The organism is Flavobacterium shii, assembly GCF_025847235.1.
In the GTDB taxonomy this organism is placed as follows: Bacteria; Bacteroidota; Bacteroidia; order Flavobacteriales; family Flavobacteriaceae; genus Flavobacterium; species Flavobacterium shii.
Genome location: NZ_JAOZEW010000005.1, coordinates 55,934 through 68,697, shown reverse-complemented (window position 1 = coordinate 68,697; position 12,764 = coordinate 55,934). Strand labels below are relative to the sequence as shown.

Here is a 12,764-nt window from a genome sequence, read left to right as displayed (position 1 = left end):
ATATTATTTTAAATGTGGGCTTTTCATTTCTATATGGGCTAAAAAACAATAAAAAAAGAAGATATCTTTGTACCTTTGAAACCTAATTAAAATTAAGAACGAGAGATTGCTTCGTTCCGCGCGATAACTATGTACGAAAAAACATTTCCGAATAAAAGATTCAAACATACTTTAGATTTTCTAAAAAAGCACATCACAACATCCGAAACTGTTTTGGATTTAGGAGTTGAAAATCCGTTTTCAAAAATTATGAAAACCGAAGGTTTTAAAGTAAAAAATACTACCGGAGAAGATTTAGATATCGATCAAACCGTATTTTCTACCGAAAAACAAGATGTGGTTACTGCTTTCGAAATCTTCGAACATTTACTAAACCCATTCACAATCTTAAACGAAATAAAATCAGATAAACTTTTTATCTCGATTCCTATGCGTTTATGGTTTTCCCCAGCGTATCGTAGCAAAACAGATATGTGGGACAGACATTATCATGAATTTGAAGATTGGCAATTGGACTGGCTTCTAGAAAAAACAGGCTGGAAAATCATCGACAGACAGAAATGGACAAATCCAGTGAAAAAATTTGGTATACGTCCGTTATTGCGAAGCTTTACCAATAGATATTATATCGTTTACGCGGAGAAAAGCCCCCTAACCCCCAAAGGGGAATAAAATAGTTTCGAACAAATTTCACAAAATGAACAACTCAGACTCACAAAATACGTCAAGCTCCCCCTTTGGGGGTTGGGGGGCTTACTACATTGTTATTCCGGCACATAACGAACAAGATCTTATTGGTTTAACGTTACAATCGTTAATTTCACAAACCGTTTTACCAAAAAAAATTGTTGTAGTCAACGATAATTCTACCGATAAAACGGAAGAAATTGTCTTGGATTATGCCAAGGAAAACCCATATATATCATTAGTCAACAAAACCTCGAGTGCCATACATTTACCGGGAAGCAAAGTAATCCAAGCATTTCATAAAGGATTTGAAACTCTTGATGACAATTATGATATCATCGTAAAATTAGATGGAGATTTAATTTTTCCTCCAAACTATTTCGAAACTATTATTTCTCACTTTCAATCCGATCCAAAAATCGGAATGGCAGGAGGATTTTGCTATATAGAAAAAAATGGAGATTGGATATTAGAAAATCTAACTGATAAAGATCATATTCGTGGCGCTCTAAAAGCCTATCGAAAAGAAACTTTTCAGCAAATTGGTGGTTTAAAAGCTTCAATGGGTTGGGACACAGTAGATGAATTACTTTGTAAATATTACGATTGGAAAATAGTTACCGATTCTTCTTTACACGTAAAACACCTTAAACCAACAGGTGCAAATTACAGCAAAACAGCTCGCTATAAACAAGGCGAAGCTTTTTATACTTTAGGATATGGTTTTTGGATCACCGCAATTGCATCTGCAAAGTTGGCAATGATGAAGAAAAAACCTTTACTATTCTTTGATTACATTAAAGGATTCCTGAAAGCAAAAAAAGCAAAAACACCTTTATTGGTAACTGAAATGCAAGCAAAATTCATTCGAAATTATCGTTTGCAAAAAATGAAAAAAAAGCTTTTTTAGTTCAAGCAAACAAAAAAACTACAAAACCTAAACCGTAAACTGGCAACTATTTTCGTAATTTAGCCCATATTCGTAAAAACTATGATGCTCATTCGTTATTTATCCCAAATAGGAAGATACTTCTTGATGCTTAAAGAAATTTTCAACAAACAGACTAAATGGTCTGTAATGAAAAGACTAATCTTTAAAGAAATTGATGACTTAATTATTGATTCCCTTGGTATTGTTTGTTTCATTTCATTCTTCGTTGGAGGAGTTGTTGCAATTCAAACAGCACTAAACTTAACAAACCCTTTGATTCCTAAATACTTAATTGGTTTTGCAACCAGACAATCTGTAATCTTGGAATTTGCTCCAACATTTATTTCTGTTATTATGGCAGGAAAAATGGGGTCTTTTATTACTTCAAGCATAGGTACAATGCGCGTTACAGAGCAAATCGATGCACTGGAAGTTATGGGTGTAAACTCATTAAACTATTTGGTTTTTCCAAAAATAATCGCCTTACTATTATATCCTTTCGTAATTGGAATTAGTATGTTCTTAGGTATTTTTGGTGGTTGGTTAGCTGGAGTTTACGGCGGATTCACAACCAGTGATGATTTTATAATGGGAGCCCAAATGGAATTTATTCCGTTTCATATCACTTATGCTTTTATTAAAACTATAATCTTTGCCATGTTATTGGCAACCATTCCATCTTTTCATGGCTATTACATGAAAGGTGGGGCATTAGAAGTAGGAAAAGCAAGTACAGTAGCTTTCGTTTGGACATCTGTATCCATTATTCTTTTTAATTATATACTAACACAATTGTTATTAGGCTCATGATAGAAGTAAAAAACATAGAAAAATCATTTGGCGACAGCAAAGTTCTTAAAGGTGTTTCGACCGTATTTGAAACCGGAAAAACAAACCTTATTATTGGGCAAAGTGGATCTGGAAAAACGGTTTTATTAAAAAGTTTGTTAGGCATTCATACACCAGACTCAGGAACAATTGAGTTTGACGGTAGAGTTTATTCAGAACTAGATCCAGACGAGAAAAGAGAATTACGTACCGAAATCGGAATGGTATTTCAGGGAAGTGCACTTTTCGATTCTATGACTGTAGCCGAAAACGTAGCTTTCCCACTTAGAATGTTTACGAAAGACACTGGATCTAAAATTCAGGATCGTGTTGATTTCGTTTTAAAGAGAGTAAACTTAGTTGATGCGCATAAAAAATTACCTTCGGAAATTTCCGGAGGAATGCAAAAACGTGTGGCCATTGCCCGTGCTATTGTAAACAACCCAAAATACTTATTCTGCGATGAGCCAAACTCTGGTTTGGATCCAAATACTTCGACTTTAATTGACAACTTGATTAAAGAAATCACCGAAGAATACAACATTACCACAGTAATCAATACGCATGATATGAACTCGGTAATGGAAATTGGAGAGAACATCTTATTCCTAAAAAACGGAGTAAAAGAATGGCAAGGTACCAAAGAAGAAATCTTCGTAACCGATAATAAAGCTATTGTTGAGTTTGTTTATTCTTCTAATCTATTCAAAAAAGTAAGAGAAGCATATTTAAAAGGGTAATTTTAGTCTTTGGCGATCAACAACTCGACTTCGGCATTTGGATTAAAAAGATAGGTTCTTCCTGAGCTTATTTCTAAACATTCAAAACGTTTAGTTCGAACCGCTATTTTCTTAAAGATTTTCCCGTTGTGAATTCTAAAAACACTTCCATAGGGAATTTCGAAAATATAATTCTTGTCGTTTTGCTTGTCGTATTGCTTTAAAGCCAATGACAAAGTAGTATCTGTATCACTACTTGCCGTAGGATTCTTAAAATGCCTTGCAAGCAATGGTAGTAAGTGACTAGGAAATATCTCTGGACGTATAAAAGGAACCATCAACCTCTGGAAAGAATATTTCCATTCATTTCCATGAGGTTTAATCTTTCTTCCAAACTTCTCGAACGCAACCAAATGCGAAATCTCATGAATTAAAGTAATCAGAAACTTATATTTATTCAAGCTGGAGTTTACTGTAATCTCATGTTTACCGCTTGGCCCTTTTCTATAATCTCCATGACGTGTTTGCCTTTCGTTTACAATTTTAAGATGTACACGATTATCAACAATGAGATCAAAAACTGGCTTTACAGCGTGTTCAGGGATGTATTTGGATAGCGTTTCGTTCAAAACAATTTTAATTATAAATTATTAATTATAAGTTATACGTTTTCTTTAAGATAATAGTGTTTCGCAACACTTTCACTCAAAATTCAAAAACTATAACTTATAACAATTACGGATTAGTCGAAGAAACTTCCAATACTTTACCGTTAAAATATTTATTACCGTTTAATGTAAAATCATAGATATAAGTTGCCATTCCGCTGGCCGAAATTGGTGCTTGATATCCTGGAAAAGCTTCTTGCAACATTTCTGTTTGAACAGAACCTAATGCCAAGACATTAAATGAGATTCCTTTTTCTTTATATTCTTCCGCCAATAATTCCGATAACGTAATTACTGCACCTTTACTGGAACTATAAGCTGCAAGTCCAGCAAATTTAAGGCTTCCACGAACACCACCGATAGAACTTATTGTTACAACATGGCTTCCGCTTTGAAGATAAGGCAAACAAACTCTCGTAAGATTTGCTACTGCAAAAACATTGACTTTATAAATACTTTCAAAATCGGCCTGAGTCGTTTCTGCAAAAGGTTTCAAAAGTAACGCTCCTGCATTATGCACCAAAGCATCAACTTTTTTCCAAGTCGAAGAAAGAAAATCCTCTACTTTATATAATTCTGATTCATTTGATAAATCAATAGAAAGACAAGTAACATTAGCATGCTCCAAAAGCAATTGAGGAATTTTTCTAGAAATAGCCAATACTTGATCTCCCGCATTTGCAAATTGCAAAGCAAGCTCATAACCAATCCCTCTACTCGTTCCTGTAATAATAATATTTTTCATGTAGCAAAAATAAGGAAAACCTATAAAAAAGCACCTTTTATTTAGTCATCAAAATTTCTTTTGTTGGAGAGCTTGCCATATGAGTCACTGCAGGCAATAATTCCTGAATAAAGGAAGTCATGTGTGGAACATCCATAACCTTAAATTCATCTGATACATGATGGTAAAAATTAAAATTCTCAAAGTCAAATGTACTTATAGATTGACAAGGCACTTTGAATGCTTCGAAAAAAGGAAAATTATCCGATCTGAAAAACAATTGATATTCGGCTTCTTTTGGTAAGAACCCAATAGTCTTATCACCGGTATATTCATTAATTTTTGTTGCCATGTTTGATTTATCATAACCTGTAATGTAGGCTAGATAATCACGTTTCATTGGCACACCAATCATTTCTATATTTAACTGAGTGTATAAATTAAAATTCGTTGCCTTAAGTTTTTTAGCCAAATGTTTAGACCCTAGCAATCCCTTTTCTTCGCCTGCAAAAAAGACAAAAAGTATGCTTCTTTTATTCGATTTGGTTTTACTAAAATATTTTGCCATTTCGGCAACAGCAGTAACTCCCGATGCGTCATCGTTTGCACCATTATTTATAAAATCCCCATTAAGACCTTTTTTATCTAAACCAATATGATCATAATGTGCACTTAAAATCACAAATTCACTTTTTAGTTTTGAATCTGTTCCTTCCAAATATCCAACTATATTGTATGCAGGAGTTTTAAATGTGGATAAAGTATCTCGATAAGAAGAAAAATAAGGTTTTATGCTATTCTTTCTAAAAAAATCTTCCAGATATACTGCTGCTTTCTCTATCCCTTTTGTACCTGTTTCCCGACCCTCTAACTCATCCGAAGAAAGATATTTTAAAATCGAAGCAACATCATCTTCTTTTACTTTATAATTAACTTCTGACTTTGATATTGATTCCGTTGCATCAGTTGCAATTGTCGAATTAGATTTACATCCAAAAAAAATAAATGGGAATAAAAAGAATAGTTTTTTCATTAAATAGAGCTGGTTTGGTTAGGCAAAGTTTTTGTAGTTTTTGATCTAAAATACTTATTGTACACTTTAAAAATTTGAATACCTGCCAAGACAATGAAAAACAACGGAATTAAAACTGACATCAAGTAGTTAAAAAACAATGATGTATTATTAAATATGAATTGTAATATCAAGATCAGACTAAGCATTCCTAAAAAAAATCCAATTAAAGTTCCTGCAATATAATAATATTTAAAGTCTTTTTCTGTAGAAATATAATTCTCATCTATTAAATACAAATTCCAATCGGTCCAAAAAGGTAATTGTAAAAAATTAAAACAATTAAGCAGCACCCCAATTACAAAGGGAGAGTACATAATATATTTCTCCAAATAGCTATGCTCATTTATATTTGAATCAAAATGTATATAAAATAAATAGGCAAAGGCAAGCATGAATATAACGGTAAAAAAATCTATTCCTTTCATTAATTTTTTATTATCAACCAACTGTCTGGCAAATAATAAGGTAAAATAAATAACAAAGGATTCTACAAAAACAATCCCCAGTAAAAACAGAAATAAATTATCAAATCCAGATCTGTTATAAATTTCAAAACCTACTAAATTCAAATATCCAAGCGGAATTGAACCTAAAAAACTAACTAGAAAACCTACCGAAATGTTTTTGACTTGTTTCATGATATCAAAAATTTACAATTTTTACTTTGCTCAAATATTATAGATATGATGTGTAAGTTGTTATTAAACAAATCACACCTATTTGGACATGAAATAGGAATAAAACTCCACAGATAATTATCAAAAAATACCGTATTTCGGGCATGGCTCCCAAAACACAATAAATTGAGTTATTATTCCTATTTTATAAAACTTGTTGATGGCTTTTATATCATTTACGTTTTAAATTAGTTTATGGTTTTCTAAAACAGAAAAAAAAGTGATTTTTTTTCTGTTTAATATAAATGGGAATTGTAGTTATATCCCAAAAACAAAAAACCCTTTCGAGCCAGAAAGCTGAAAGGGTTTAAATATAAATTTTGTAGTTTTAATTATCCGGCGATAACAGCTCTGGAAATAACTATCTTTTGGATCTCAGAAGTTCCTTCATAAATCTGAGTAATTTTTGCATCACGCATAAAACGCTCTACATGATATTCTTTCACATAACCGTTTCCTCCATGAATTTGCACCGCTTCTACCGCAGTATCCATAGCAACTTGCGAAGCAAATAATTTTGCCATAGCACCACTTACATCATAGTTATTATGCTGGTCTTTATCCCAAGCCGCTTTCATACAAAGATGACGAGCTGCTTCGATATTTACCGCCATATCAGCTAATTTAAAAGCAATTGCCTGGTGATTGCAAATTTCTGTTCCAAAAGCTTTACGCTCTTTTGAATATTTTAAAGCAAGTTCATAAGCTCCCGAAGCTATTCCTAATGCCTGAGATGCAATACCAATTCTTCCTCCTGCCAATGTTTTCATGGCGAATTTAAATCCAAATCCATCCTCACCAATACGGTTTTCTTTTGGCACTTTTACATCATTAAACATTAATGAATGCGTATCTGATCCACGAATCCCCATTTTTTGTTCCTTAGGACCAACAGAGAAACCTGCCATATCCTTAGTCATAATTAAAGCGTTGATTCCTTTATGCTTTTTCTCGGCATGAGTTTGTACAATTACAATATACACAGAAGCCGTATTACCATTGGTAATCCAGTTCTTGGTTCCGTTTACTAAATAATGGTCGCCCATATCAATTCCAGAAGTCTTTTGTGATGTGGCATCACTACCAGCTTCAGGCTCGCTTAAGCAAAAGGCACCATGAATCTCTCCAGAAGCTAATCCTGGCAAGTATTTTTGTTTTTGTTCTTCGGTTCCAAAAGCCTGAAGTCCCCAACAAACTAATGAATTATTTACCGACATAACTACAGAAGCCGAAGCATCAACTTTCGAAATCTCTTCCATAGCAATTACGTATGAAATAGTATCCAAACCACTTCCACCATATTTAGGATCAACCATCATTCCCATGAACCCGAGTTGTCCCATTTTTTTTATTTGTTCCGTCGGAAAAATTTGCTTTTCGTCTCTTTCTATCACACCAGGTAACAATTCGTTTTGAGCAAAATCTCTAGCGGCTTGTTGTATCATTAAATGCTCTTCGGTAAGATTAAAATCCATAGTATTATAAAATAAAAGTTGTTTTTTGTTCAAAAAATGTGCTCAAAGGTACTTTTTTATACTGAAATTTTCAATTTTGCAAAGTTTTTTTGATCGATCACAACAGATTACTATAACGTTATCGTAATAATGTCAGGAACTTCGCGTCGTGACGTAGATTAAGTACACATATAATTTGAATTAAAGACCAAAAATTAACAATTTAAAAATCCCCAAGTTTAACTTTAGGTTTTTTTGAATTATTATAATTACAATATAAAATAAATAATTTAAGTAGTGCTACCGAAGTTAAAAAAGAGTACAGCAGGAGAAACACCATTACAGCATAAACTACTAACAGCCAAAACAATAAGTTTCAAGTAGAAGTATTCTTACAGAAGTCATTTTCGTAAAAAAGACAACTATTTTTTCTTAAAAATATAGAAATTAAAAGTATTTTTTGTCAAAACCATATAAATTACAAGAAGATGAAAAAAATTTTACTACTACTTACAGTAATTTTAACTTTGCAATTTACAGATGTTATGGCACAAAAAGCTTTCAATATTGATGGCGTTACGGTTCCAAGAACAATGCAATTTCAAAGTAAAACTTTATCATTAAATGGCGCTGGCGGAAGATCAAAAATGTGGTTAGAAGTATATGTCCAAGCATTATACTTATCACAATTAAGTCAAGATCCAAAATTTATTATCGATAGCGATACAGAAATGGCAATTCGTATTGAAATTACTTCTTCAATGGTATCTTCAAACAAATTAACAAAAGCCATGAATAGTGGTTTCGAAAAATCGGCTGGAGACAACCTACAAGCATTGCGACCACGAATCGAAGAATTCAAAAGTTTACTAAGTGATGAAATCACACAAAAAGATGTTTTCAAACTTATTTACTCTCCAACAGACACCTCTGTATGGGTTTATAAAAATGACGTTTTAAAAGGGAAAATTCCGGGATTTGATTTCAAAAAAGCCCTTTTTGGAATCTGGTTATCTGATAAACCTGCAGATGAAAAGTTGAAAAATCAATTATTAGGTAAATAATCCTCTCTAATAATTTGATTAAAAAAAACATCAGTAACAAATACAGCTTCATTGGGTAAAGAAAACTAGAGAAGCTGTATTTAATAGATTGCATTCTTTTAATTCTCCTCAAAATAAATCCTCGACTGATTGATACAATTCGGATTCATATAGATTTTCTACTACTAGCAATCAAATATTATAGTATTTAAGCTACAAGCAAATTACTGGATTTTGCAAATTATTGCATCCCGAAAATTATATGTACTTTTTACCTTATAAAAACAGACCTGTTTTTATAAATTGTATCGTTGTTTAAAATCATTTTTTGGTTAGATAAATCCAATTTCTTTAATCAAATACAAACATCATAATTCCTGAAAACAAGATTCTTAAACTTAAAGTAACTTTTGTTTTTCTACTTCTTATAATATCAAAATCGCAAAACTAAATAGGTTTTTTAACTGGTATAACAACTCTAGAAAACTTCTCTTGTTTCGGGATTATTCTTGTTTTACAATATACTGATTTACAAATAAATACTGTTTTCAAAATACTTAAGTATAAGGCATTTCCTGAAAAATGGGACGCAAAATACTTTAAGAACATATAAATTAGGCGTATTTTAGCAAAAATCATAAAATACCATACAATGAAAAACTTATTACTTTTATTTACATTAATTCTTACTTTACAATTCTCGACTGTAGCAGCTCAAAAAACCTTCACTATTGATGGAGTAACAATACCGAGAACAATTCAATTTCAAAGTAAAACATTATCGTTAAATGGTGGTGGTGGAAAATCGACAATGTGGCCAGGAACATATCTTCAAGCATTATATTTATCTCAATTGAGCCAAGATCCAAAATTTATTCTGGATAGCGATACACCAATGGGCGTTAGAATTGAAGTTACTTCTGCAACAGTATCTTCAGCGAAATTAATGAAAGCAATAGATGATAATTTCAAAAAAACATACGCAGGCAACATAGAAACATTACGACCAAAAATAGAAGAATTCAAAAGCTACTTTATGGGTGATATCAATAAAAAAAATATTTTTAAACTTGTATATTCTCCTTCAGACACCTCTGTTTGGATTTATAAAAACAATCAGTTAAAAGGAAAAATTCAGGGACTTGAATTCAAAAAAGCACTCTTCGGAATCTGGTTATCTGATAAACCTGCTGATGAAAAACTAAAGAATCAGTTATTAGGTAAATAATTATTTTTAAAGAATTTTAGTTAAAAATTTAACATAAAATAAGTCATCTGAAATATTTTACTAAATACACATTTCGCATTATCCATTTTTTTATATTTGTGAAAATTAAACATATCGCAGAAAATGAAAGATTTATTAAAGAAATTCGAAAATAAAGAACCTGAAATCGTATTCAATTGGAAGGATTCTGAAACTGAAGCCGAAGGATGGACAGTAATTAATTCTCTTCGAGGTGGGGCTGCCGGTGGTGGTACTCGTATGCGAAAAGGTTTGGATATGAACGAAGTTTTATCATTGGCAAAAACAATGGAAGTAAAATTTTCAGTTTCTGGTCCTGCGATTGGTGGCGCTAAATCTGGTATTAATTTTGATCCAAATGACCCAAGAAAGAAAGGTGTTTTACAACGCTGGTACAAAGCAGTTTCTCCATTACTAAAAAGTTATTATGGAACTGGTGGCGATTTAAATGTTGATGAAATTCACGAAGTAATTCCAATGACCGAAGAATGCGGTGTTTGGCATCCACAAGAAGGAGTTTTTAACGGACACTTTAAACCTACCGAAGCTGATAAAATTAACCGAATTGGACAATTACGTCAGGGTGTAATCAAGGTAATCGAAAACCCTAAATTCTCACCAGATGTAACCAAAAAATATACTGTAGCCGATATGATTACCGGTTTTGGTGTTGCTGAGGCTGTTCGTCATTTTTACGCTACTTATGGTGGTGATGTAAAAGGTAAGAAAGCAATTGTACAAGGTTTTGGAAATGTAGGTTCTGCAGCTGCTTTTTACTTGGCAGATATGGGCGCAAAAGTAATCGGGATTATCGATAGAGATGGTGGTTTGATTAACGAAGAAGGTTTTTCTTTTGAAGAAATCAAAGCATTATTTTTAGCAAAAGATGGTAACAAACTTGTTGCTCAAAACATGATTCCGTTTGAAGAAATTAATGAAAAGATATGGACAATCGGAGCCGAAATTTTCACTCCATGTGCTGCTTCAAGATTGGTAACTCAAAATCAAATCGATGCTTTAATTGCAAATGGTCTTGAAGTAATTTCTTGTGGTGCAAATGTACCTTTTGCCGATAAAGAAATTTTCTTTGGCTCTATCATGGAAGAAGTAGATAGTAAAGTGAGTTTAATTCCTGACTTTATTTCTAACTGTGGAATGGCTCGTGTTTTTGCATATTTCATGGAAAAGAAAGTACAAATGACCGATGAAGCAATCTTTAATGATACTTCGGATATTATAAAAAATGCAATCCAAAAAGCCCACGCTTTAAATGCATCAAAAACAAATATCAGTGCAACAGCATTTGAAATTGCACTGAAACAATTAGTATAATTTTTTATACCACAATTTAAAGACGAACCGAATTAGATTAAAATCGATTTGGTTCGTTTTTTTTATTCATAAACTTTGTCTTTAATTTTTTCTTGCCACAGATTAAAAGAATTAAAAAGATTACCACATTTTAAAAACTTTGTGACCTTGCGTAAACCTTTGCGCGCATTGTGGTTAATTTTTTCTCGCCACAGATTAAAGGATTAAAAAAATTAACCTTGTTCCAAACCTTTGCGATCTTTGTGTATCCCGAAGCTTCGGGATTGCGCTCTCTGCGGTTAATTCTCTCCAATAGATTTAAAACCTTTGCAGTTAAATACCCAAGGCCAAATATTTAAAAACTTTGCGGTTAAATCCCTTACTCCCTTTGATTGTAAACAATTTTCAGTAATTTTATGCGTTTTACTAATACACTTATAAAAATTCAGCATAAAAATGAGTTCATCCATTTCTTCAGATAAAAAGAAATCATTACTACTCTCTACCCTTATATATGCAACAATACTATTATTGTTGTTCTTCATCCGATTTTGGCCACCAGCAAATAGTCTGACCGAACTCGCTGGAGGTGGCGGAGGTGGTGGCGTTACCGTAAACTTTGGTGATAGCGATCTGGGCTCTGGTGCAAATTTCAAAAGTGAAGTTCTAGAAGTTAAAAATCACGCAAAACAAACGCCTGTAAAATCAACTCCTGAAGAAGCTACACTAACACAAGAAAACTCTACAGAAGAAAGCGTTGTTATTCCTGAAAAGGAAAAAACCAAAAAGCCTATAACAGTTACCAAACCCGACCCGAAACCTGTTGTTGAAAAACCTAAAGTTTCGAATTCGACTAACGATGCCTTATCAAGTCTTTTAAAAGGCTCTAATAAAGGTGGCGATGGCGATGATAAAGTCTCAGGAAACAAAGGAAAATCAAATGGAAGTTTAAGTTCTAACGGATATTATGGAACTGGAGGTTCTGGCGGTGGAACCGGCGGAGGAAACGGAACTGGCAACGGTATAGGAACAGGTAGCGGATACGGTTCTGGAAGTGGCGGAGGATCAGGAAGTGGTTCTGGTGGTGGATCAGGTTATTCTCTTGGAAACAGAAAGGCATTATCTAAACCAGCTCCAAACTATACCTGCAACGAAGTAGGAAGAGTAGTTGTAGAAGTTTCTGTAGACCGAAACGGAAGAACGATAAGCGCTATTGCAGGAATTAAAGGAACTACAAACACAGCAAAATGTCTACTAGATCAAGCTAAAATAGCAGCTATGAATACAAAATGGGATGCTAGTAGCGATGCTCCCGAAAAACAAGTTGGTAAGATTATTTACAATTTCAATTTAAATTAAAAAGTATAAGACAATAAAAAAGGCTTTCTGAAAATTTCAGAA

General features: G+C 32.9%; 13 protein-coding genes. 8 read left to right on the top strand and 5 right to left on the bottom strand.

The window, feature by feature from the left end; all coding sequences use genetic code 11:
- Positions 1 to 129: 129 nt before the first annotated feature.
- The 4 genes from OIU83_RS06625 (at position 130) to OIU83_RS06610 (ending at position 3,186) form a co-directional block, all read left to right on the top strand.
- A complete protein-coding gene (locus OIU83_RS06625) occupies positions 130 to 672 on the top strand; it encodes a class I SAM-dependent methyltransferase (protein ID WP_264205483.1) in 543 nt (180 codons plus the stop codon).
- Between the two features lie 25 nt (positions 673 to 697).
- A complete protein-coding gene (locus OIU83_RS06620) occupies positions 698 to 1,597 on the top strand; it encodes a glycosyltransferase (protein ID WP_264205482.1) in 900 nt (299 codons plus the stop codon).
- An 81-nt stretch (positions 1,598 to 1,678) separates the two neighbouring features.
- Positions 1,679 to 2,428: an MlaE family ABC transporter permease gene (locus OIU83_RS06615; RefSeq protein WP_264205481.1), complete on the top strand. Its 750-nt coding sequence runs from the start codon at positions 1,679 to 1,681 to the stop codon at positions 2,426 to 2,428.
- Entirely contained in the window at positions 2,425 to 3,186 is a 762-nt protein-coding gene (locus tag OIU83_RS06610; RefSeq protein WP_264205480.1) for an ABC transporter ATP-binding protein, read from the top strand. The genes OIU83_RS06615 and OIU83_RS06610 overlap by 4 nt, the downstream gene beginning before the upstream one ends.
- Before the next feature lie 2 nt (positions 3,187 to 3,188).
- Here OIU83_RS06610 and OIU83_RS06605 read toward each other — a convergent pair whose 3' ends face one another.
- The 5 genes from OIU83_RS06605 to OIU83_RS06585 all read right to left on the bottom strand — a co-directional run bounded on the left by OIU83_RS06605 (position 3,189) and on the right by OIU83_RS06585 (position 7,784).
- The gene (locus OIU83_RS06605; protein ID WP_264205479.1) at positions 3,189 to 3,794 is read right to left on the bottom strand and encodes a SprT-like domain-containing protein; all 606 of its coding nucleotides are present in this window, start codon (positions 3,792 to 3,794) and stop codon (positions 3,189 to 3,191) included.
- Positions 3,795 to 3,900: 106 nt separating this feature from the next.
- Positions 3,901 to 4,578, bottom strand: a complete 678-nt coding sequence (locus OIU83_RS06600) for an SDR family NAD(P)-dependent oxidoreductase (protein WP_264205478.1) — start codon at positions 4,576 to 4,578, stop codon at positions 3,901 to 3,903.
- Positions 4,579 to 4,615: 37 nt separating this feature from the next.
- Complete coding sequence (locus OIU83_RS06595; protein WP_264205477.1) at positions 4,616 to 5,590, bottom strand: M20/M25/M40 family metallo-hydrolase; 975 nt, start codon at positions 5,588 to 5,590, stop codon at positions 4,616 to 4,618.
- A complete protein-coding gene (locus OIU83_RS06590) occupies positions 5,590 to 6,270 on the bottom strand; it encodes a hypothetical protein (protein ID WP_264205476.1) in 681 nt (226 codons plus the stop codon). The genes OIU83_RS06595 and OIU83_RS06590 overlap by 1 nt, the downstream gene beginning before the upstream one ends.
- Before the next feature lie 371 nt (positions 6,271 to 6,641).
- Positions 6,642 to 7,784, bottom strand: a complete 1,143-nt coding sequence (locus OIU83_RS06585; protein ID WP_264205475.1) for an acyl-CoA dehydrogenase family protein — start codon at positions 7,782 to 7,784, stop codon at positions 6,642 to 6,644.
- Between the two features lie 467 nt (positions 7,785 to 8,251).
- On the opposite strand from OIU83_RS06585, the gene OIU83_RS06580 reads away from it, so the two are divergent.
- From OIU83_RS06580 to OIU83_RS06565, 4 genes are all read left to right on the top strand, one after another.
- Positions 8,252 to 8,827, top strand: coding sequence for a chalcone isomerase family protein (locus OIU83_RS06580; protein WP_264205474.1), 576 nt, complete (start codon positions 8,252 to 8,254; stop codon positions 8,825 to 8,827).
- Between the two features lie 631 nt (positions 8,828 to 9,458).
- The gene (locus OIU83_RS06575; protein WP_264205473.1) at positions 9,459 to 10,034 is read left to right on the top strand and encodes a chalcone isomerase family protein; all 576 of its coding nucleotides are present in this window, start codon (positions 9,459 to 9,461) and stop codon (positions 10,032 to 10,034) included.
- Between the two features lie 123 nt (positions 10,035 to 10,157).
- Positions 10,158 to 11,384: a Glu/Leu/Phe/Val dehydrogenase dimerization domain-containing protein gene (locus tag OIU83_RS06570; protein WP_264205472.1), complete on the top strand. Its 1,227-nt coding sequence runs from the start codon at positions 10,158 to 10,160 to the stop codon at positions 11,382 to 11,384.
- Positions 11,385 to 11,819: 435 nt separating this feature from the next.
- Complete coding sequence (locus OIU83_RS06565) at positions 11,820 to 12,722, top strand: energy transducer TonB (protein ID WP_264205471.1); 903 nt, start codon at positions 11,820 to 11,822, stop codon at positions 12,720 to 12,722.
- Positions 12,723 to 12,764: the final 42 nt, after the last annotated feature.